Annotated in this window: 21 protein-coding genes and 7 tRNA genes; 16 read left to right on the top strand and 12 right to left on the bottom strand. The window is 73.2% G+C overall.

Features of this window, described 5'->3' with window-relative positions; translation table 11 throughout:
- Positions 1-569 precede the first annotated feature (569 nt).
- From ACFYYB_RS24610 to ACFYYB_RS24600, 3 genes are all read left to right on the top strand, one after another.
- The gene (locus tag ACFYYB_RS24610; protein ID WP_389437412.1) at positions 570-755 is read left to right on the top strand and encodes a hypothetical protein; all 186 of its coding nucleotides are present in this window, start codon (positions 570-572) and stop codon (positions 753-755) included.
- Between the two features lie 356 nt (positions 756-1111).
- Entirely contained in the window at positions 1112-2341 is a 1230-nt protein-coding gene (locus ACFYYB_RS24605; RefSeq protein ID WP_389437411.1) for an aminoglycoside phosphotransferase family protein, read from the top strand.
- 65 nt (positions 2342-2406) lie between these two features.
- Positions 2407-2727, top strand: a complete 321-nt coding sequence (locus ACFYYB_RS24600; protein WP_250744689.1) for a zf-TFIIB domain-containing protein — start codon at positions 2407-2409, stop codon at positions 2725-2727.
- Between the two features lie 53 nt (positions 2728-2780).
- On the opposite strand, the gene ACFYYB_RS24595 is transcribed toward ACFYYB_RS24600, so the two are convergent.
- From ACFYYB_RS24595 to ACFYYB_RS24575, 5 genes are all read right to left on the bottom strand, one after another.
- Positions 2781-2855: transfer RNA gene (locus tag ACFYYB_RS24595), tRNA-Val, on the bottom strand.
- Positions 2856-2909: 54 nt separating this feature from the next.
- Positions 2910-2981 (bottom strand) — tRNA-Val (locus tag ACFYYB_RS24590).
- A 19-nt stretch (positions 2982-3000) separates the two neighbouring features.
- Positions 3001-3072 (bottom strand) — tRNA-Val (locus ACFYYB_RS24585).
- A gap of 1 nt (position 3073) precedes the next feature.
- Positions 3074-3147 (bottom strand) — tRNA-Cys (locus ACFYYB_RS24580).
- Positions 3148-3194: 47 nt separating this feature from the next.
- Positions 3195-3267, bottom strand: a tRNA-Gly gene (locus ACFYYB_RS24575).
- A 180-nt stretch (positions 3268-3447) separates the two neighbouring features.
- On the opposite strand from ACFYYB_RS24575, the gene ACFYYB_RS24570 reads away from it, so the two are divergent.
- From ACFYYB_RS24570 to ACFYYB_RS24560, 3 genes are read left to right on the top strand one after another with little or no spacing between them, the layout of a single operon-like run.
- Positions 3448-4569, top strand: a complete 1122-nt coding sequence (locus ACFYYB_RS24570) for a chorismate-binding protein (RefSeq protein ID WP_389437410.1) — start codon at positions 3448-3450, stop codon at positions 4567-4569.
- A complete protein-coding gene (locus ACFYYB_RS24565; protein ID WP_389437409.1) occupies positions 4566-5393 on the top strand; it encodes an aminotransferase class IV in 828 nt (275 codons plus the stop codon). The genes ACFYYB_RS24570 and ACFYYB_RS24565 overlap by 4 nt, the downstream gene beginning before the upstream one ends.
- A 56-nt stretch (positions 5394-5449) precedes the next feature.
- Positions 5450-6274: a GNAT family N-acetyltransferase gene (locus ACFYYB_RS24560; RefSeq protein ID WP_389437408.1), complete on the top strand. Its 825-nt coding sequence runs from the start codon at positions 5450-5452 to the stop codon at positions 6272-6274.
- Between the two features lie 6 nt (positions 6275-6280).
- On the opposite strand, the gene ACFYYB_RS24555 is transcribed toward ACFYYB_RS24560, so the two are convergent.
- Positions 6281-6781 (bottom strand): DsbA family protein, encoded by a 501-nt coding sequence (locus tag ACFYYB_RS24555; protein ID WP_389437407.1) that lies wholly within the window; start codon positions 6779-6781, stop codon positions 6281-6283.
- Between the two features lie 200 nt (positions 6782-6981).
- On the opposite strand from ACFYYB_RS24555, the gene ACFYYB_RS24550 reads away from it, so the two are divergent.
- Together ACFYYB_RS24550 and ACFYYB_RS24545 are read left to right on the top strand one after the other, a co-directional pair.
- Entirely contained in the window at positions 6982-7443 is a 462-nt protein-coding gene (locus ACFYYB_RS24550) for a hypothetical protein (RefSeq protein WP_389437406.1), read from the top strand.
- A gap of 78 nt (positions 7444-7521) precedes the next feature.
- On the top strand, positions 7522-7695 hold the full coding sequence (locus ACFYYB_RS24545; protein WP_266876559.1) for a hypothetical protein: 174 nt from the start codon (positions 7522-7524) through the stop codon (positions 7693-7695).
- Here ACFYYB_RS24545 and ACFYYB_RS24540 read toward each other — a convergent pair.
- Positions 7636-8262, bottom strand: a complete 627-nt coding sequence (locus ACFYYB_RS24540; protein WP_389437405.1) for a CGNR zinc finger domain-containing protein — start codon at positions 8260-8262, stop codon at positions 7636-7638. The genes ACFYYB_RS24545 and ACFYYB_RS24540 overlap by 60 nt on opposite strands.
- Positions 8263-8492: 230 nt before the next feature.
- A complete protein-coding gene (locus ACFYYB_RS24535; RefSeq protein WP_030011909.1) occupies positions 8493-8906 on the bottom strand; it encodes an SsgA family sporulation/cell division regulator in 414 nt (137 codons plus the stop codon).
- A gap of 177 nt (positions 8907-9083) precedes the next feature.
- Between ACFYYB_RS24535 and ACFYYB_RS24530 the strand changes: the two genes are divergently transcribed.
- Both ACFYYB_RS24530 and ACFYYB_RS24525 read left to right on the top strand, forming a co-directional pair.
- On the top strand, positions 9084-9563 hold the full coding sequence (locus ACFYYB_RS24530) for a TIGR02611 family protein (protein ID WP_389437404.1): 480 nt from the start codon (positions 9084-9086) through the stop codon (positions 9561-9563).
- Positions 9564-9621: 58 nt separating this feature from the next.
- Positions 9622-9693 (top strand) — tRNA-Val (locus tag ACFYYB_RS24525).
- Between the two features lie 198 nt (positions 9694-9891).
- Here the strand turns inward: ACFYYB_RS24525 and ACFYYB_RS24520 are convergent.
- The gene (locus ACFYYB_RS24520) at positions 9892-12360 is read right to left on the bottom strand and encodes an SCO7613 C-terminal domain-containing membrane protein (RefSeq protein ID WP_389437403.1); all 2469 of its coding nucleotides are present in this window, start codon (positions 12358-12360) and stop codon (positions 9892-9894) included.
- Between the two features lie 114 nt (positions 12361-12474).
- On the opposite strand from ACFYYB_RS24520, the gene ACFYYB_RS24515 reads away from it, so the two are divergent.
- Together ACFYYB_RS24515 and ACFYYB_RS24510 are read left to right on the top strand one after the other, a co-directional pair.
- Positions 12475-13020 carry an SRPBCC family protein gene (locus ACFYYB_RS24515; RefSeq protein WP_389437402.1) on the top strand — a complete coding sequence of 182 codons (546 nt, stop codon included), beginning with the start codon at positions 12475-12477 and terminating at the stop codon, positions 13018-13020.
- Positions 13021-13058: 38 nt separating this feature from the next.
- Positions 13059-13130, top strand: a tRNA-Val gene (locus tag ACFYYB_RS24510).
- Positions 13131-13216: 86 nt separating this feature from the next.
- Here the strand turns inward: ACFYYB_RS24510 and ACFYYB_RS24505 are convergent.
- Complete coding sequence (locus ACFYYB_RS24505; protein ID WP_327307664.1) at positions 13217-13942, bottom strand: 3'-5' exonuclease; 726 nt, start codon at positions 13940-13942, stop codon at positions 13217-13219.
- A gap of 254 nt (positions 13943-14196) precedes the next feature.
- Between ACFYYB_RS24505 and ACFYYB_RS24500 the strand changes: the two genes are divergently transcribed.
- Together ACFYYB_RS24500 and ACFYYB_RS24495 are read left to right on the top strand one after the other, a co-directional pair.
- Positions 14197-14787 (top strand): DUF4365 domain-containing protein, encoded by a 591-nt coding sequence (locus tag ACFYYB_RS24500; protein WP_389437401.1) that lies wholly within the window; start codon positions 14197-14199, stop codon positions 14785-14787.
- Entirely contained in the window at positions 14787-16007 is a 1221-nt protein-coding gene (locus tag ACFYYB_RS24495) for a hypothetical protein (protein WP_389437400.1), read from the top strand. The genes ACFYYB_RS24500 and ACFYYB_RS24495 overlap by 1 nt, the downstream gene beginning before the upstream one ends.
- Positions 16008-16052: 45 nt before the next feature.
- Here ACFYYB_RS24495 and ACFYYB_RS24490 read toward each other — a convergent pair whose 3' ends face one another.
- Positions 16053-16676: a histidine phosphatase family protein gene (locus tag ACFYYB_RS24490; RefSeq protein WP_389437399.1), complete on the bottom strand. Its 624-nt coding sequence runs from the start codon at positions 16674-16676 to the stop codon at positions 16053-16055.
- Positions 16677-16848: 172 nt separating this feature from the next.
- Between ACFYYB_RS24490 and thrS the strand changes: the two genes are divergently transcribed.
- Positions 16849-18825 (top strand): threonine--tRNA ligase, encoded by a 1977-nt coding sequence (thrS, locus tag ACFYYB_RS24485; protein ID WP_389437398.1) that lies wholly within the window; start codon positions 16849-16851, stop codon positions 18823-18825.
- A 51-nt stretch (positions 18826-18876) separates the two neighbouring features.
- On the opposite strand, the gene ACFYYB_RS24480 is transcribed toward thrS, so the two are convergent.
- Entirely contained in the window at positions 18877-19542 is a 666-nt protein-coding gene (locus ACFYYB_RS24480) for a potassium channel family protein (protein ID WP_389437397.1), read from the bottom strand.
- Positions 19543-19609: 67 nt separating this feature from the next.
- Here ACFYYB_RS24480 and ACFYYB_RS24475 point away from each other — a divergent pair, with 67 nt between their 5' ends.
- Positions 19610-20170: an HIT domain-containing protein gene (locus ACFYYB_RS24475; RefSeq protein ID WP_327307669.1), complete on the top strand. Its 561-nt coding sequence runs from the start codon at positions 19610-19612 to the stop codon at positions 20168-20170.
- Positions 20171-20196: the final 26 nt, after the last annotated feature.

The following is a 20196-nucleotide window of genomic DNA, read 5'->3' as shown; positions in this document are numbered from 1 at the left end:
CGGAGCGGGGCGGCTCGGTCAAGCCGGTCTGGAGTCAAGGGAATTGGGGTCACGGACGAGGGGTCGGGGCAGGGGAGCCCCGCGTGCAGGCCGGTTCGGCCGGGTTGATCTTGGGACGGCCTGGTCGGCAGCGGGGCGTGTGCGCGCAGTGACGGAAGTGAGGGAAGTCACCGGGAACCTCCGGGGACGGTCGGCCCTCAGCGCGGGGAGGAGCCTGACTCCTGAGGCCCGGGACGGCGTCCAGCGCCTTTGCACCAAGGCTCAAGCACGGCTGGGTAGGGTCCGTGTCGTGCGTTGGGAGAACCGAGCGCGTGCCCGCCGCTTCGGCTGGGGAGGACTCAACGCGCTCCGGTCAACCCCTCCGGGAAGACCCTGAGAGCAGAGGTTGGGTCTCCACCCAGGGGAGTACACGCGGGGTGGACTCCTCATCCTCCTGGAGGCCAGGCAATGGGTACGAAGGCATGAGGCCAGGAGCCTTTCCCGCGCCTAGTGTTGAAGACAAGCGGCGGGTGGAGCACTCGTCCCCCGAGGTCACAAACCCGCCGCTGCCAAACTACAGGGAGAGGACCATGGCGGACATCGCACGGCAGGGACGCAAGGCATTCGCGTTCAACGGCCATGAGTCCGGTCGTCGCCACCCACTGGTGGCCGCGGCCATGGTGCTCCCCCTGGCCGCCGTCCTGCTCTTCCTCTTCGGAGGCTTCGACCAGGTGGCGGCGCAGGCGTCGTCCGTAAGCGTGATTCTGGGGCGCTGAGCGGCGCCCCGGGCCCAGGAGAGCGGCCTGGGCCGGGACCATCACCGGCCGAACCCCGTGGGGACGGGGGAGCGGTCGGCGGACGGCAGATGAAGGGTGCTGCGCGTACGGCTGGGGAGCCGGACGCGCAGCACCCTTTTTCATGCCCACCCCTTCTTCACGCGTCCCCTTTCGACGCTCCGCTCGCGCGCGGTGCGGCCCGGGCGGGCCTCACCGGCTTCGCGCCGCTGCGCCGGACTCCGTCCGGCGGTACCGCCCCTGCCGCGCGCGTCCGCGCTGCGTACGCTCGTCCCGAGGAGCACCCGCCCGGGGTGCGGAGCGCGGGGGAGGGCCGAAGCGTGGTTCCGCTGGAGCGAGTGAGCGCGGCCGAGCTCGCCGCGTACGCCGGTGCGGCGCGGTACGTGCTCCTCGCGGACCGCGACGACGGCACCGTGGTCCGCTGCGGGGACGTCGTGGCCAAGGCCCACGCGGGCGACAGCGATCCCGACGCCCTGGCCGTACGGATCCGCGTGGCCGGCGACCCGGCGCTGGCCGGGGTGCTGCTGCCCCCGCTGCGCACCGGGCTGGGCCTGGTCGGCTCCCGGCCCGTCTCCCTGTGGCCCTACGGTGCTCCGGTCGCTCCGGACCGCCCCGAGGAGGCTCCCTGGGAGCAGGCCGCCGAGCTGCTGGCCGCCCTCCACCGGACCCCGCTCCACCACCTCCCGTACCGGGTCCCCCCGATGCGCGGCCCGGCGAAGCTCGCCCGGGCCCTGCGCCGCCTCGACGTGGCACACCCGCCCGAGGCTCCGGTCGTCACGGGGCGCGCCGTGCCGCGAGGCTCCGCGGGCGCCGAAGCCGGGGACCCGGGCGACGCGCGGCAGGAGCGCCCGCCGGGGGAACGCGCCGCCGACCGCGGGCAAGGCCGTGGGCAAGACCGTGGCCACGACTACGGCTCCGGGCGCCGGCCGGCCCGGGCCGAGGCGGTTGCCGCCCTCCCCGCCGGGCCGTCCGGCGGCCGGGCCGAACGGGCCCGCCGCGCCGTCCTGTCCATCCCCGCCGGACAGCCCGCCCCGGCCGGGCCCACGGGCAAGGGCACGGGCACGGGCCCGGACGCCGACGCCGCGGAGCTGGCACGGCTCGTGCGGGCCGCCGCGGCCACGCTCCCCGGGTGGGCCCGGGGGGAGGGGCCGCCGCCGGCCGGCGGGGCGCTGTGCCACGGCGACCTGCACCTCGGGCAGCTGGTCCGGAGCCCCGCCGGGGGCTGGCGACTGATCGACGTGGACGACCTGGGCCTGGGCACGCCCGCCTGGGACCTCGCCCGCCCCGCCGCCTGGTACGCGGCCGGGCTGCTGGACACCGGGACCTGGCTGCGCTTCCTCGACGCCTACCGGGACGCCGGCGGCCCCGCGGCCGGTGCGCCCGGAAGCGACCCCTGGCCGGAACTCGATCTCGCGGCCCGCGCGCTCACCGTGCAGACGGCGGCCCTGGCACTCGCCAAGGCCGCCCACGAAAGGCGCCGACTCGACGACGTGGAGCGGCTGATGGTGGAGGCCTGTGCCCGAATTGCCTCCCTCCCGCCCGACTTGGAGCCGTCGGCTCCGTCGTAGGGTGAGCCTCACGCCACCGGGTACGCATCCAGTGGCGACGCGAACGGCGAGGAGTTGATCCGGTCATGCAGTGTCCGAAGTGTCACGCGATGATGCACACGTACAACCGCAACGGTGTCCAGATAGAGCAGTGCAGCGGTTGCCGCGGCATCTTCCTGGACTACGGCGAGCTGGAGGCGCTGACCCGCCTGGAGTCGCAGTACACCTCCCAGTACGGCCAGGTCCCGCCCCCGGCCGCCCCACCGGCCCCGGCTCCCGCCGCGTACCCGCAGCAGCATGCCGCCCCCGCCCCCGCTTGGGGCGCCCCGCAGCACGGCGGCTACGGCCACGGTCACGGGCACGGCCACCGCAAGGGCGGCTTCGGCCGGATGCTCTTCTCCTCCTGAGCCCGAACACGCGAAAGCCCCGGCCGTGGGAACGGCCGGGGCTTCCGGACTGCTGGTGCGCGATACTGGGATTGAACCAGTGACCTCTTCCGTGTCAGGGAAGCGCTCTCCCGCTGAGCTAATCGCGCGGGACCACGTTTACGGTGCGAACACCGCAGGTGGTAGGTGTGAAGCATACTGCGTGCGCGATACTGGGATTGAACCAGTGACCTCTTCCGTGTCAGGGAAGCGCTCTCCCGCTGAGCTAATCGCGCGGGGATCCTTGCGGACCAGTGGACGATACTGGGATTGAACCAGTGACCTCTTCCGTGTCAGGGAAGCGCTCTCCCGCTGAGCTAATCGTCCTTGGAGGTGGAGACGGGATTTGAACCCGTGTAGACGGCTTTGCAGGCCGTTGCCTCGCCTCTCGGCCACTCCACCATGGAGCAAGAGCAGGGGGTCCTCGGGAAGATGATCCCCCACTTCAGAGCGGACGACGAGACTCGAACTCGCGACATCCACCTTGGCAAGGTGGTGCTCTACCAACTGAGCTACGTCCGCAGGTCACCGTGTTCGCTCCGGGGTTTTGCCCCTTCGCTCCCTGGCGACGAGTTGAACTCTAGCGGATTCCCGGGCCAGCTCAAAAACGCGTTTCCGCAGCGTGCTGCCGCCTGATCACCGCCGGTCACCCGGCGGACGCCTCACCGGCGCCGAGGCGTCACCGGTCATAGACTCGCAGCCGTGCACGACCTGCCTCCCCTTGCCCGCTTCGGCGGCCTTCTCGCGACCGACCTCCGAGATGTCACCAGTGATCCCGCCGCCCTGGAGTCCACCGGCTTCTGGGCGGTGACGGCCGATTTCGAAGGCCGCCTCGTCTGCGCGCGCTTCGGGGACATACGTCCCGATGCGGTGCCGGCCCCCGTCCCCGGGGCCTGGCGCGGGCCCGACGCCGACGAGTGGACCTCCTCCCTCGACCGCGCCGCGTACACCGCGGGCGTACGACGCATCCGCGCGCACATCGAGGCGGGGGAGGTCTACCAGGCCAACCTCTGCCGCGTCATGTCCGCGCCGCTTCCTGATCCGGCGGGCGCCGATGTGGACGCCCTGACGGCGCTGCTCGCGCGCGGCAACCCGGCCCCCTATGCAGGAACGATTCGGCTGCCGGCCCACGGCGTCGAGATCGCCACAGCGTCCCCCGAGCTCTACCTGCGCCGCTCCGGCCGCCGCGTCGAGTCGGGCCCGATCAAGGGCACCGGCCGCACCGCCGCCGACCTGCTGCCCAAGGACCACGCCGAGAACGTGATGATCGTGGACCTGGTGCGCAACGACCTCGGCCGGGTCTGCGCCACCGGCTCCGTGACCGTCCCCGAGCTGTGCGCGCTCGAAGAACACCCGGGCCTCGTCCACCTGGTCTCCACCGTCGCCGGGGAACTGGCCGAGGGCGCCGGCTGGCCGGAGCTGCTCGCCGCGACCTTCCCACCCGGCTCCGTCACCGGAGCTCCCAAATCCTCGGCCCTGCGGATCATCCAGGCCCTGGAGACGGCCCCGCGCGGCCCCTACTGCGGAGGCATCGGGTGGGTCGACGCCGACCGCGGCACGGCCGAGCTCGCCGTGGGCATCCGGACCTTCTGGATCGACCGCACGACCCCCGGCGGCCCGCGGCTGCTCTTCGGCACCGGCGCCGGTATCACCTGGGGGTCCGACCCCGACCGCGAGTGGGCGGAGACCGAGCTGAAGGCCGCCCGGCTGCTGCGGGTAGCGTCGGGAGCCGTCGAAGCGATCGTGACCGGCGCGAAGGGTGCGACGGCCTCGACGGGCACGACGGAAACACAGACGGACGAAAGCGGGAGGACCGTGCGGTGAGGATCTGGCTCGACGGAGCACTGCGGGACGCCGACGAAGCGAAGGTGTCCGTGTTCGACCACGGCCTCACCGTCGGCGACGGGGTCTTCGAGACGCTCAAGGCGGAGCGCGGGACGACCTTCGCGCTCACCCGGCACCTGGAGCGGCTGACCCGCTCCGCCCGGGGGCTCGGCCTGCCGGACCCGGACCTGGACGAGGTGCGGCGCGCCTGCGCCGCCGTACTGGAGGCCAACCCGCTGCCGCTCGGCCGGCTGCGGGTCACCTACACCGGGGGAGTCTCCCCGCTCGGATCCGACCGGGGAGACGCCGGCCCGACGCTGATCGTCGCGCTGGCCGCGGCCACCCGCCGCCCCGACACCACCGCCGCGGTCACCGTGCCCTGGGTGCGCAACGAGCGCTCCGCCGTGGTGGGCCTGAAGAGCACCTCGTACGCCGAGAACGTGGTCGCGCTCGCCGCCGCCCACCGGGCCGGCGCTTCCGAGGCCCTCTTCGCCAACACCGTCGGGCGGCTCTGCGAGGGCACCGGCTCCAACGTGTTCGTGGTCCTCGACGGACAGCTGCACACCCCGCCGGTGGCCTCCGGCTGCCTCGCGGGCATCACCCGGGCCCTCGTCGCCGAATGGTGCGGGGCCAAGGAGACCGACCTGCCCTTCGAAGCGCTGGAGCAGGCGGAGGAGGTCTTCCTGACCTCCTCCCTGCGCGACGTCCAGGCCGTCCTGCGGATCGACGGACGCGAGCTGGGCTCGGCCCCCGGTCCTGTCACGGCCGAGGCCATGCGGATCTTCGACGCCCGCTCCGCCGAGGACGCCGACCCCCGTTCCTGACCGGGACCGGACAATTCCGCTGTGCTTCGGGCCGTAGGGCGGGTAGAACTCGACTGATGACCACCACCCTGCGGCCGAGCGGGCCGCTTCAGCAGAGCACCGGCGGGGCGCGCTCGCGCCCGTACGAGATCCGCGTCAACAGCAGGCGCGTCGGCGCCCTGCTGCTCGCGACGGACACCCCCTTCGGGCCGACGGTCGCCGAGATCCGTGAACTCGCCGTCGATGAGCCCGACCGCCGGCGCGGCCGGGCCACGGTCGGCGCGCTCGCCGCCGAGGAAGTGCTGCGGGGCTGGGGCTGCCGGCGGGTCCGCGTCTCGGTCCCGGCCGGCTCGGCCGGTGGCCTGCGGCTGGCCGCCGCCCTCGGGTACGCCGAGTACAGCCGCAACATGGCCAAGGACCTCCCGGCCGAGCCGCCCGCCTTGTCCGAGGGGGTGGCGGGCCGCCCGATGACGGGGGCGGAGTTCGAGACCTGGCACGCCGAGGCGCTGGAAAGCTACGCGCAAAGCTGGATCAGCCGCGGCATGTCCGCCGAAGCCGCGCACACGAAGTCGGCGAACGACCACGCCTCCATGCTGCCCCTGGGCCTGGCCACGCCGGGCGTCAGCTTCTCCGTGCTGGAGGCGGCCGGGGTCCCCGTGGGCACCGTGTGGGTCGCGCCGAGCGGCGGGAACTCGTACGTCTACGACGTCGCGGTCGCCGAGGAGCACCGAGGCCGCGGCTACGGCCGGGACCTGATGCTCCTCGCGGAACGCACCGCCCTCGCGGCCGGCCACCGGGTGCTCGCGCTGCACGTCTTCACCGACAACGTCCCGGCCGTGCGCCTCTACGAGTCCCTCGGCTACCGGACGACCGACCTCAACTACGCCAAGGACCTGATCTAGGCCGTCTCAGGCATCCGCGGCGAGCAGCCGGTCGGCGATCTCCTCGATGCGCTCGCGCAGGCCGTCCTGGCTCTTGCCGCCGTCGAGGCGCACTCCGTCGATCACGTACGTCGGGGTGCCGGTCACGCCGATCGCCTTGCCCTCGGCCTGGTCGGCGTCCACGATCAGGATGTGCCGGCCGTCGATGAGGGCGGTGTCGAACTCCTCTGCGTCCAGGCCCAGTTCACGTGCGACCTCGACGAGGACCGGTTCGCCGGCCTTGCCGAGTTCCGCGGTGCGGGCGAGGACGGCCTCCACGTAGGGCCAGGCCTGCCCCTGCTCGGCGGCTTCCTCGGCGGCCTGCGCCGCGGCGAAGGAGTGCTTGTGCTTCTCCAGCGGGAAGTGGCGCAGCCGGATGTCCAGCCGGTCGCCGTAGCGGGCCCGCAGGGCGCGCACGTCGTCCAGAGCGCTGTGGCAGTCCGGGCACTGAAGTTCGCACCAGACGTCGAGGATCACGGAATCGGTCATGCGGACAGTCTCCCAGCCCCCGGGTACGCGCACGGACCGGGACCTCGGGAGGAGGCGCGACCCGGAGATGTCCCGGAGATCCGCCCGCGGAGGGCTCCGGCCGTGGCCAGGGCGAGGGTCACCGGTGCAGGATGGATGGGGACAGAACACCCGGCCCGCAGGCCGGGTCGAACCGACCGAACCGCCCCTGGAGGCCCCGCATGCTCGCCGAGACCATTTGCTCCGCGGTGTCCGCGGCGGGCCTGGGCATCGCCGCGCTGACCGCCTACCGCAAGCGATTCCTCGCGGCCACCCGGATCGCGGCGTACTCGCTGGTGCCCGTCGGCCTGGTGATGACGGGCGTCGTGGCGTGGGCGGCCGGGATCGTCTTCAAGCCGACCGTCTGGGCCGGCTTCGCCGTGCTGGGGCTGGCCTGGCTGCTCTTCGTGACCACCCGTGCGATAGAGCGGCGCGCGGCGGGCGCGGTCGGCGCGGTCGGCGCGGGGGAGGGGAAGCAGAAGCGGCCGAAGGCCGCCAAGGGGCGCCCGGCCCAGGAGGCCGTCGCCCCGGCCGCCTCCGCGCCCTCGCTGGGTGACGGGGCCCGCCCGCGCCCGGCCCCGGCGGCCGCTCCCGCCGAGGACTTCTCCGACATCGAGGCGATCCTCAAGAAGCACGGCATATGACGGGATCCGGTGAACTCGCGGGTCCGTCTGGCGTGTTGAGCGGCGTGCGCGGGCCCGCTGGGCCATCATCGCCCCGACATGCTCGACACATCACCGGGTGAGCCCGCCGTTCCCGCGCCGGCCACCGTCCCCGTCGCCGAGGAGCCCAGAGGCTGCCTCTTCGCGCTCTCCCAGCCGCCCCTGATGATCTTCCTAGCCGTGATCGGCGGTCTGCTCCTGCTCGCCGCCGTGCACGACCTCTTCCTGCTCTGAGCCGGGCTCCGTCCCCAGTTCCGATTTGCGCCGGGCCCGGTACGCCGCCACGTGCAGCCGGTTCCCGCAGGTACGGCTGTCGCAGTAGCGCCGGGAGCGGTTGCGGGACAGGTCGACGAAGGCGCGCCGGCAGTCCGGGGCCTCGCAGCGCCGCAGCCGTTCCTGCTCGCCGGAGACCACGATGAAGGCCAGCGCCATGCCGCCGTCGGCCGCCAGGTGGTCGCCCACCGAGGCGCCCGGGGCGAAGTAGTGGACGTGCCAGTCGTAGCCGTCGTGGTTGGTCAGCTGCGGGGTGGTGCCGGCCGTCGCGACCAGCTCGTTGATCAGCACGGAGGCGATGCGGGAGTTCGGCGCCGCGAAGACCTGGGCGAACTTTCCGCGCACGGTGCGCACGCCGGCGAGGTCGCGGGCGCTGAGCTCGCCGACGTCGCTGATCGCGTACTCGTGGACGAAGGCGCGCAGCGCGTTCACGTCCGCCAGCCCGTCGGGCTGCTCCGTCTCGGCCGAGGTGTTCACCAGCGCGACGACGACGTCGAGCGCGCGACGGGTGTCGTGGGGGATCTGCACGGGGTCTCCCTGAAGGGCCGGGCCTGCGGTGACGGTCTACTGCCGCCGCCGCTGGCCGACTCTAGCGGGTCACCCCAAAGCGCACCGGCGCCGTCCACGCGGGTGGCTTCCGCGTGAACAGCGCCGGCACTTCCGTATGTGGTTGTCCGCCGTGCACCGTCGCCCCGAGTCGGACGGTGTCGTACGGCCCCCGGACTCAGCCGGGGGAGGGTTCCCTCTGTAGGCCTGGCTCAGGATTCGGCCAGGATGTGGGAGAGCTCCTTGTCGAGGTCGAAGTGCCGGTGTTCGGTTCCGGGTGGAACCGCGGCGTCCGTCCGCTTGAGGAACGACTCCAGTGCTCGGGCGGGTGCTTCGAGCAGCGCTTCTCCCTCCGGTGAGCTCAGGGCGATGCAGACGACCCCCTGACCGTGACTGCGGGACGGCCAGACACGGACGTCGCCGGTACCGGTGGGCCGGTGAAGACCCTCGGCGAGGAGGTCGCGGGCGAATACCCATTCGACCGTCTCCTCGGCGCCGGTGTGGAAGGTGGCGTGCACGGCGTAGGGATCGGCCGTGTCATACCGCAGGCCCGCGGGAACAGGCAGTGAGGACTCGCTCGACACAACGAGGCGCAGGTGCAGCTCGCAGCTGACCGTGGTGTTCATAAGCGCCAGGGCCTTTCGCTCAGTGTGCGCTCGGGGATTCGCACGTCGGCGAAATCGACATGCCACCTACGGTGCCGTTGTAAACCCCTCTGACCGTTTTGCGGACCTCTGGGTCCCTCGAACGGCGGATCCAAACGACCATTCACGTGTGCTGGGACCTCCGGTAGATTCGACCCCATGAACACGGGGAGTGACCGCGAGACCAACGAGTCCGCAGCCGAATCCGCAGTCGAATCCGCAGCGGTCGAGGCCGATGCCGATGCCGAACCCACCGCCGAGGAGGCGCCGCACGTCTCCAAGGCGCCGGCCTTCATCAAGGCCCGCCGGGGTCTGCACCTGAGCTGGCAGGTCGGCGTCTTCATCGTCGGCCTCGCCGTCATCGGCGCCGGCGTCGCCATGCTCGTGCTGCCCGGCCCGGGCTGGGTGGCGATCTTCGCGGGCCTCGCGATCTGGGCGACCGAATTCGCCTGGGCCCACTTCGCGCTGCGCTGGACCAAGCGCAAGGTCAGCGAGGCCACGCAGAAGGCGCTGGACCCGAAGGTCCGCCGCCGCAACATCATCCTGACCAGCGTCGGGCTCGCGATCGCGGGCATCGCCATCGGCGTCTACCTGTGGACGCACGGGTTCTCGCTGCCTTGGGGCGACAAGGTGGAGTGAGCCCGCCCGCCCATGGCGGAGAGCACCGCTGACATGCGGTAATGTTTGCGGTGCGTCCGGGCGATTAGCTCAGTGGGAGAGCACTTCGTTCACACCGAAGGGGTCACTGGTTCGAACCCAGTATCGCCCACCCGGACCAGAGGCCCGGAGACTTTCACAGTCTCCGGGCCTCTGGCGTTTTCCCTCGTACGGCCCACGGCCGGCACCCGTACGGCCCTGGCGCCGGGGTACGGACGCCAGGGCCGGAGGCAGGTCGGACGACGGGGTCGGAGGGCCCGGTCCGGTGGCCGGTTCGATGGCCGGTCCGGTGGCCGGGTCCGAGGGCGGGCTACTTCAGCCGCCCGATCGCCTCCCGCAGCCGGCGGGCGTCGCGCAGCCGCTTCTCGTAGGTGGCCCCCACCACCAGCAGCAGCACCCCCGCCAGGGCCGGCGGCAGCCAGCGCGGCAGCGCGTCCACCACCTGGACGACGTACGGGGTCAGCTCGTGCAGCGCCACCGCCGCCAGCGTCGCCCCGCCCAGCAGCAGCGGCGCCCGGAGCCGGCCGCGGGCACCGGCCAGGGTCACCCCGAGCGCGGCCGTCCCCAGCAGCAGCGGCCGCAGCCAGTGCGGATCGCCCCACACCGCGAGGGTGCTCGGCAGCAGGGTCGCCGCCAGCCCCGGACCGTACGCCGTCCAGGACCCGGCCAGCGGGTCACGCCGCCGCCGCAGGAAGCCCACGGCCAGCGCCGCCGCCGTCACCGGCAGGGTGTACGCCTCGGGCACCGTCACCTCCGACGCCGCGAGCCGTACCCAGGTCGCCGCCAGGAACAGGGCCCCGGCCGGCCAGCCCGCCGCCGCCCGGCGCTCGGGCCGTACCGCCGCCGCCGCGCACACCACCCCGGCCAGGGCCAGGACCAGCGCGAGCACCGGAGCGTCCCCGGCGGCCAGGGCCACCGCGAGCAGACCCGCCGCGGCCGCCGCGACCTCCGCCGCGACCCGTACGGGGCCCAGCCGCGGGCCGAGCGCCGCCACGGCAGCCGGGACCACCAGCACCGCCGGCGCCCACCAGGCCACCGGCCACTCCAGCAGGGCGCCCAGGGCCACCGCGAGCAGCGCCGCGTAGCCGACGGAGAGGGCCGCCGCGCCCGCGCGGGCCCACACCGGGGCGGGCCGGTACGCCGCTCCCGCCGCGCACGCGGCCCCCAGCAGGCCGAACACCGCGAAGGTGGCCAGCCGGCCGTCAAGGGCCGCCACGGACACGCTCAGGGCCCCCGCGAGGGCGCACGCGCCCGCCGCGATCCCCGCGAGGCCGCGGAGGGCGAGCGCCGTGGCCGCCGTGACCGCCGCGGGTCCGGAGCCCGCGGGGACGCCGTCGCCGACGGGCGCGGTCCCGGCCGGGCCGCCGTCGGCCGCCTTCGCCGGTGCGCCGGCCCCCGCCGCGGACCGCAGCGCGAGCGTTCCCGCCGCCAGCGTCACCGCGAGCTGGGCCGCGAAGACCGCGCCCGGGGCCGCGTCGAGCACCACGGGGGCCGTGAACAGCGCCGCCCAGCCCAGGACCACCGCGGCCACCCCCGGCTCCGTGCGTCCCGGGAGCACCCGGACCAGCCACCACGCGGCCCCGGCCGTCAGCAGCAGGACCACCAGCGGTGCGGACCCCGAGCCCTCGGCGGCCACCGGAGCGGGCGTGGTCACCGACCAGACCTCCTCCAGCACCCGCAGCCGGCCCAGCAGCACCGTCGCCACCCACGCCGCGCTCAGCGCCGCCTGTACGACGGCGACCCCCGCACCGGTCAGGGCGAGGCCGCGCCGGACCGGCTCCGGGAGCGCGGAGACCCGTAGGGCGCCCAGCAGGGGCAGGGCCACCGCGAGGTACACGACGGCCGCCCAAGACGGGCTCAGCTCCGGCCGGAACGGTCCGCCCAGCGCGGCCACCGCCGCGAAGGCGCCGGCCGCCGCGAAGGCGGCCCGCGGGCCCGGGGCGCGCCAGGCCACCACCAGCGCGAGCACGGCCACCGCCGCCAGCCGCACCGAGGGAGCCAGGGCCGAGCCCGTCGACCCGGCGTCCAGGGACTGCGCCAGGGCCGTCAGCAGCGCGATCCCGCCCATCACCGAGCCGGCCGCCCCCGCCCAGCGGGAACACCGCCCGGGCCGCAGCAGCGCCAGCCCGGCGTCCAGCGCCGCGGTGCCCAGCAGGGCCCAGGCCATGTCCAGCCCGCCCGCCCCGGCGGCCAGTGCCGCCAGCGGCAGCGGGAGCTGCGCCGTCAGCAGCGCCGCCGGGACCGGGACCCGCAGCGCGGGCAGGCAGCCCCCGTACCCCGCCCACACCGCCGCCAGCACCGCCGCCGCGGCCGCCGCGTACGCCAGGCCGTCCACCTCCGGCATGCCGACGGCGTACAGCGCGTACGCGTCGAGCACCGTCAGCAGCAGACCCACCGCGGCCACCGCCTCGGCCGTCGAGCGCAGCCCCCGGCGCAGCAGCGCCACCGGGGCGCCCAGCGCCGCCGCCGTCACCACGCCGAGCACCGCACTGCGCCCGGCGATCCCCAGGGAGCCCCAGCTGACCAGCGTGAACGCCAGGGCCGCCACCGCCAGCAGCACCGCGCCCAGGACCAGCAGCACGTTCTGCGCACCGGGACCCGAGGCCTCCGCGCCCTGCGCGGGCGCGGCCGGCCGGACCGTCGCCCCCCACGCGTGGGGGGCCTGGGCGCCCAGCAGCCAGGCACGGCGGTTCAGCAGGAAGTGGCGCCGGGCGTCGAGTTGGATCAGTTCGCGGTCGATGAGCACGAGCTCCTCGGCCGGTGGCAGGGGGTTTTCCATGGTTCGGAGTGTGGCGCCCGTCACCCCGTCAGGACATGGGTGCGCGTACTCATCTCCGGATGAGTTCCGGCTGAGTACCCGGTGCGCGCGCCCGCCGCGCGCAAGACTGGAGACATGGACCGAAGCAGCCAGGGCGCCGCGTCCGGCGGCGCCCGTGACGGCGGGCCCGGCGACCGGGCCGCCCCCGCCAACCCCGGTGGGCGGTGGACCCGTTACCGCTTCCGCAGCGTGTGGGACCTCGACGCCGCGCCCGCCCGCGTCTACGCCGCCCTGGAAACCCCCGAGTCCTACCCCCTGTGGTGGCCCCAGATCCGCGCCGTGGCCCCCGCCGGCGACGGGAGCGGCGGCACCGCCGCCATCCGCTCCGTCCTCCCGTACACCCTGCACGTGGGCGCGGCCGAACTCCTGCGGGACCCCGCGGGCGGCGTCCTGGAGGTCGCCCTGCTCGGTGATCTGGAGGGCTGGGCGCGGTGGACCGTACGGGCGCGGACCGGCGGCACGCGGGCGCTGTACGAGCAGGAGGTCGAGGTGCGCCGCCCCCTGATGCGCCTGCTCGCCTTCCCCGGGCGGCCGGTGTTCCGGCTCAACCACAGGCTGATGATGCGGGCCGGACGGCGCGGGCTCGCCGCACATTTGGCGGCCCGGCCGGAAGCGGTTTGAACCAGCCCCGGGCCTTCTGTATTGTTCACACCGTTCCCGGGCGATTAGCTCAGCGGGAGAGCACTTCGTTCACACCGAAGGGGTCACTGGTTCGATCCCAGTATCGCCCACCGGGACAGGCCGGTCCGTCTGATGACGGACCGGCCTTCCGCATGTAAGGGCCCTTGCCGCACCGACTCGTGCCGTACGGGCCCCCTCACGCCGCCGCGGGCAGCTCCGGCCGCAGCGGCCAGTGCGGATCCACCGACTCCGGTGTGCCCTGCCGCGCGAACCACGCCTGGAGTCCCCGCGCCTGCGCCGCGTGCCACACCTGCTGGAGCGTGTGCAGCTCCGCCGGCGACAGCCGCTCCAAACGGGCCGCGAACCGGCGGCCCACGGCCCGTACGAGCTCCAGGGACGCCAGCGCGTCCGCGCCCGCGTCATGGGCACCCTCCAGCTCTATCCCGTAGTGCGCGCACAGGTCCGTGAGCGTCCGGCGCCCCTTGCGGTAGCGGTCCAGATGCTTGTCGAGCACCCGCGGATCCAGCACCGTCAGCGGGCGGTTGTCCAGGTAGCGGGCCAGCGAGGACGCCCGGTGGCGGCGCAACTCCCGGTCCAGCAGGGTCAGATCGAACGGCGCGTTCATCACCACCACCGGCCTCCCCGCCACCTGCTGCTCCCCGAGAGCGCGGGCTATCTCCTCCACCACCGGCGCCGGCCACCGGCCGTTGCGCTGGAGGTGGTCATCGGTCAGACCGTGCACTTCCGTGGCCCCCGGGGGTACCGGGATGCCGGGATTGACCAGCCATCGCGTCGAGCGGATCCGGCCGCCCGCGCACTCCTGGACGATGAGCGCGGCGGACACGATCCGATCGCGCTCCACGTCCACCCCGGTCGTCTCCGTGTCGAATGCGGCCAGCGGGCCCTCGTACCAGCGTGTCATGGCGAACTCCTCGTCACCCGTCGGCAGATGGCCCCACCCGGGCACCGCGCCCCAGGCCCGCCACCCTTGCCCGAAACGGTGATACCCGGGCTCTTTGCCCCGTACGCCGTTTGCGGGACGCCGACTGCGGAGACAACTCAACTGGGGGACCGCACACATGACCGGTCGTCAACCCCGACACCCTGACACGCACCTGACGCGGCCCCACGCGGCCGCTTCGACGGGGACAGCCCGGAAGGCATGGGGAGCCGGCCATGGCGCTCGCGCAGCCCGAACCGGGCGGGGTGCTCGCGGGGCAGATCGATCCGCGGACCGACCCGCGGAGCGGACCGCTGCGCGGCACGCTCGCCACCACCGCCTGCATGGAAACCCTCCAGGTGGGATACCTGCACGCCGTCGTCGCCGCGGCGGGCTGCTCGCTGTCCCAGCCCTTTCCCGACAACGGCATCGACTGGCACGTCAGCCACGGCGCCCCCGAGCACGTCATCGACGACGAGGTGACCATCAAGGTCCAGCTCAAGGCGACCTACCAGATACCGGCCGGACCGCCCGGGCCCACCTTCGGCTTCACCCTCGACAACGAGCACCTGGTGAAGCTGGCCCGCAGTCCGGTCGCCGTGCACAAGATCCTCGTCGTGATGCTCGTCCCGCGGGAACGCGACCAATGGCTGAGCGCCGGACACGACCGGCTCGACCTGCGGCACTGCTGCTACTGGACCAATCTCGCCGGACACCCCGTGACCGGCCGGCGCCGGACCACCGTACGGATCCCGACCACGCGGATCTTCGACGACCGGGCGCTCTGCGAGATCATGACCCGGGTCGGGTCGGGAGGGACACCTTGATGAACTGGCAGTCACCGCACCTGGAGCCGCTCTCCTCACCGGAGTTCGCGGCGGGCGCCCCCGATCCCGCGCACGTCGATCCGCTCGTGCTCGGCGCCCTGCTCCACCGGCACGGCTGGCTGCGCCGCGGCGGCGCCGCCGGACGGTACGGGCGCTGGACGCCGCCCGCCCCGTACGGCATGGGCAGCGGCGGCACCAGCCTCCTCGTCCCCGAGAGCCGGGCCTTCCCCGACTGCGCCGACCTGCTCGAAGAGGCGCTCACGGCGCTCTCGCGCAGCGGGCTGCCGTCGGCGCGCGAGGTGCTCTACGGGCTCAGCGTGCCGAGCGACGAGATCCGCTGGGAGCGCGAGATCCCGCGCGGGGCCTACGGACTCCAGGGCGAGGCCGACTGGACCGTCCAGGAGCAGCTCCGCTCGGCCGCCCGCCAGCTGCTCCTCGCCGGGGCGCTGGCCGACCGGGCACGGGCCGGGTACTACGGAGCCCGCCACCGCGGCCAGGCGGAGCGGGCGCTGGACGGGGTCCTGGTCGGGCCGGCCCCGGGCGGTCGGCGGCTGACCGCCTACGTTCCCGTCGACGGGGGCCGCGGCACCGTGACCCGGCTGCACCACGCGCTGCACGCCGCCCGCGAGGCGGTGGACTACCGGCGGGCCACCGGTGGCATGGAAGCCTTCGACGCGGCGGTCGAGGCCGGGGTCAGCCGGGAGCTGGCCGAGGCGCTGATCTCGCTGGTCCACGGCTCGGAGGGGGCCCGGGTGGCCCTCGCGTGGGCCCCGGCGGCCGGGGTCCCGGCGGGATGTGCGGCCCGGCCCGAGCCGGTGGAGTTCTCGCCCGGCGACCTGCCGGTGCTCCGGGAGGCGGCCGCGCGGTACACGAGGGACGAGCCGGCGGTGGCGGTCCGGGTGGCGGGAGCGGTGGTCCGGATGCGGAGGTCCGCCCCGGGCGGCGGGGGCACGGTCCGGCTGCGGGTCCTCGCCGGGGCGGAGATCCCGTACGTCCGGGTCGTGCTCGACGAGGAGTCGTACCGGGTGGCGGGCCACGCGCACCTGGTGGGACTGCCGATCCGGGTCAGCGGGCGCTTGCAGCGGCGGGGCGGCTTCCGCCGCCTGACGGACGCCGCGGACGTCCGCCCGGTCCCGCTGGACGAGGTCGAGAGGGACCGGCTGATGAAGTCCCTGGACGAGTCCCTCGACGCGGGGGACGCACTGCCGTCGGACGACTGAAGAAGACGACTGACGACTAAAGAAGCCGGCCCCCGGGAAGCCGGCCTAGACGTGCAGCTCGGGGGGAAAGCCGGTCCAGCACAGCTCGGGCGGCAGGTGCCGCATGTCGTTGAGGAGGAGGACGGAGGCGGGCCGCCCGGGCGCGTAGCGGATGACCGTGAGGGCGGCGTTGGCGTGGTTGAGGCCGAGCCAGCGCCACGGCGGCGCGTCCATGGCGTCCCGGACGAGCCACGCGACCAGGAAGTTGTGGGTGACGACCAGCTCGTGCCGGTCCTCCCCACCGTCCACGGGTCCGGTGAACAGGTCCAGGGCCCGCCGGGCCAGCGCCGGTCCCTGCTCCCGCTCCTCGTCGGAGGCGGTGGCGAGGAAGCGGAGGAAGAGGTCCGCGGACTCCGCCGGAAGCTCCTCCCGCGGCGGCTCGTAGGGGACGTAGTCGCCCGCGACGTCCGAGACGTGCAGGGGGACGTCCTTCAGCTGCTCGCCGATCAGGCGCGCGGTCTCCTCCGCCCGGGGCAGCGGGCCGTGGTGAACCGCCGCGAGGGGTATGTCGCGCAGGCGTCGGCCGAGCAGCTCGGCCTGCCTGCGGCCGCCTTCCGTCAGCCCGCTCTCCTCCGAGGCCGCCTCGCCGTGCCGCACCAGGTAGAGGTAACGGGTAGCCGTGCCGGTCATCACATGCTCCTCTGCGCTCACTGACGATCTTGTGCATCCTGGGACGAGGCCGTCGGCGGCGGCGGTTCCCACCGGCCCGGGCGGTAACCGTTTAGCGGCTCGGCCCATCCGCTCGGTACGATTCAGACGCGCAGTGATCCGCTCGCGCACCCCCTGAGTCAGGAGCAGACCGGTGTCAGACGTCCGTGTGATCATCCAACGCGATTCCGAGCGGGACGAGCGCGTGGTGGCCACGGGCACTACGGCGGCGGAGCTCTTCGCCGGCGAGCGCACCATCGTCGCCGCGCGCATCGCGGGCGAGCTGAAGGACCTCGCGTACGAGGTGAGGGACGGCGAGACCGTCGAGCCCGTGGAGATCTCCTCTCCCGACGGCCTCGACATCCTGCGCCACTCCACCGCGCACGTCATGGCGCAGGCCGTGCAGGAGCTGTTCCCCGAGGCCAAGCTGGGCATCGGCCCGCCGGTCCGCGACGGCTTCTACTACGACTTCGACGTCGCGAAGCCCTTCACTCCCGATGACCTCAAGGCCATCGAGAAGAAGATGCAGGAGATCCAGAAGCGCGGCCAGCGCTTCGCCCGCCGCGTCGTCACCGACGAGGCGGCCCGCGAGGAGCTGGCGAACGAGCCGTACAAGCTGGAGCTCATCGGCATCAAGGGTTCCGCGTCGACCGACGACGGCGCGAACGTCGAGGTGGGCGGCGGCGAGCTGACCATCTACGACAACTTCGACGCCAAGACCGGCGACCTGTGCTGGAAGGACCTCTGCCGGGGCCCCCACCTGCCGACCACCCGCAACATCCCGGCGTTCAAGCTGATGCGCAACGCCGCCGCCTACTGGCGCGGCAGCGAGAAGAACCCGATGCTCCAGCGCATCTACGGCACCGCGTGGCCCTCGAAGGAGGAGCTGAAGGCCCACCTCGACTTCCTCGTGGAGGCCGAGAAGCGCGACCACCGCAAGCTCGGCACCGAGCTCGACCTGTTCTCCGTACAGGACGAGATCGGCTCCGGCCTGGCCGTCTTCCACCCGCGCGGCGGCGTCATCCGCCGCACCATGGAGGACTACTCGCGCAAGCGGCACGAGGAAGAGGGCTACGAGTTCGTCTACACCCCGCACGCCACCAAGGGCACCCTCTTCGAGAAGAGCGGCCACCTGGACTGGTACGCGGAGGGCATGTACCCCCCCATGCAGCTCGACGGTGGTACCGACTACTACCTCAAGCCCATGAACTGCCCGATGCACAACCTGATCTTCGACGCGCGCGGCCGCTCCTACCGTGAACTGCCGCTGCGTCTCTTCGAGTTCGGCACCGTGTACCGGTACGAGAAGTCCGGCGTCGTGCACGGCCTGACCCGCTCGCGCGGTTTCACCCAGGACGACGCGCACATCTACTGCACCAAGGAGCAGATGGCGGAGGAGCTCGACCGCACGCTGACCTTCGTGCTGAACCTGCTCCGCGACTACGGCCTGACCGACTTCTACCTGGAGCTCTCCACCAAGGACCCGGAGAAGTTCGTCGGCTCGGACGAGATCTGGGAGGAGGCCACCGCCACCCTCCAGCAGGTCGCCGAGAAGCAGGGTCTGCCCCTGGTCCCGGACCCGGGCGGCGCCGCGTTCTACGGCCCCAAGATCTCCGTGCAGTGCCGTGACGCCATCGGCCGCACCTGGCAGATGTCGACCGTGCAGCTCGACTTCAACCTGCCGGAGCGCTTCAACCTGGAGTACACCGGCCCCGACGGCACCAAGCAGCGGCCGGTCATGATCCACCGTGCGCTGTTCGGTTCCATCGAGCGGTTCTTCGCCGTGCTGCTGGAGCACTACGCGGGCGTCATGCCGCCGTGGCTCGCCCCGGTCCAGGCGGTCGGCATCCCGATCGGCGACTCGCACATCGAGTACCTGCAGGAGTTCGCCGCCGAGGCGAAGAAGAAGGGCCTGCGCGTCGAGGTGGACGCCTCCTCCGACCGGATGCAGAAGAAGATCCGCAACCAGCAGAAGCTGAAGGTCCCCTTCATGATCATCGTCGGTGACGAGGACATGGCCGCGGGCACCGTCTCCTTCCGCTACCGCGACGGTTCGCAGGAGAACGGCGTCCCGCGCGACCAGGCGCTGGCCAAGCTCGTGGACGTCGTGGAGCGCCGCGTCCAGGTGTGACGGATGTGGCTGCCGTGACCGCTGTGTGACGGCCCGGAGCCCCCGGGGACCTCAGGTCCGCGGGGGCTCCTCCTCGTCCTGGCGGCGGAACACCTGGAGCATCCAGGAGGAGAAGGAGCCCGTCACCGCGCCCAGCAGCGCCAGGCCGCCGGCCATCATGAACGCCGCGATGATCCGGCCCACCGGGGTGACCGGCGCCATGTCCCCGTAGCCCACCGTGGTCAGCGTCTCGCACACCCACCACACGGCGTCCCCGAAGGTGTGGATCGTGCCGTTCGGGGCCCGGCGCTCGAAGTGGTAGACCCCGAGGGCGCCGGCGAACCCCATCAGCCCGGCCGACAGGCCGGCGTACGACATCACCCGCGCGTACAGCCCCTGGCGCGGGCGCTTCTGCCGGGCCTGGATCGCGTTGTGGACCTTGACCATGCGCAGCGGCCGCAGCAGCGGCAGCATCACGATCAGGGTGTCCAGCCAGTGCACGCGGACGAAGCGCAGCGGCCGCATGCCGCTCAGGTACAGCCGGGCCAGGTAGTCCACGATGAAGCAGACCCAGGTCAGTGCGACCACGACGAGGCTGATGTCCCGCCACAGGGGGTGGGCCCGGTAGGCCAGCACGGAGGTCGCGTAGGAGCCCAGGAAGATCAGGGAGGCGTAGAACAGGGGCAGCTCGGTCCGGCGTTCCCAGGCCTGATCACCGGACTCGGGTGCATGGTTCATGGGGCCAGCATCGCTTCCCGCACACCGGTGTTCGCCCCGGCGACACGCCGCTCGGGGCCAAGGTCATATGCTGCATCCCATGACGATTGAGCCGGAGCAGCAGATCGGTGTGGGCACGCAGGACGCGTTCCAGCGTCTGTGGACGCCCCACCGGATGGCCTACATCCAGGGGGAGAACAAGCCGACCGGGCCGGAGGCCGGGGACGGCTGTCCCTTCTGCGGGATTCCGGAGATGTCGGACCAGGACGGACTGGTCGTGGCCCGGGGCAGGCACGTCTACGCCGTGCTGAACCTCTACCCGTACAACGGCGGCCACCTGATGGTCGTGCCGTACCGGCACGTCGCCGATTACACGGACCTGGACGCCGCCGAGACCCTGGAACTCGCCGACCTCACGAAGCGGGCGATGGTCGCGCTGCGCAAGGCCTCCGGTGCGCACGGGTTCAACATCGGCATGAACCAGGGCCAGGCCGCCGGCGCCGGCATCGCCGCGCACCTGCACCAGCACATCGTGCCCCGCTGGGGCGGGGACACGAACTTCATGCCGGTCGTGGGCCACACCAAGGTCCTGCCCCAACTCCTCGCGGACACCCGCCAGATGCTCGCGGACGCCTGGCCCTCCGACTAGGGACGGCCGGGGCGGATGTCCGCGCG

Origin of the sequence: Streptomyces sp. NPDC002886 (genome assembly GCF_042888445.1) — a bacterium.
Classification (GTDB): Bacteria; Actinomycetota; Actinomycetes; order Streptomycetales; family Streptomycetaceae; genus Streptomyces.
The sequence above is the reverse complement of the archived record's forward strand: the minus strand, read 5'-3'. Positions and strand labels throughout refer to the sequence as shown.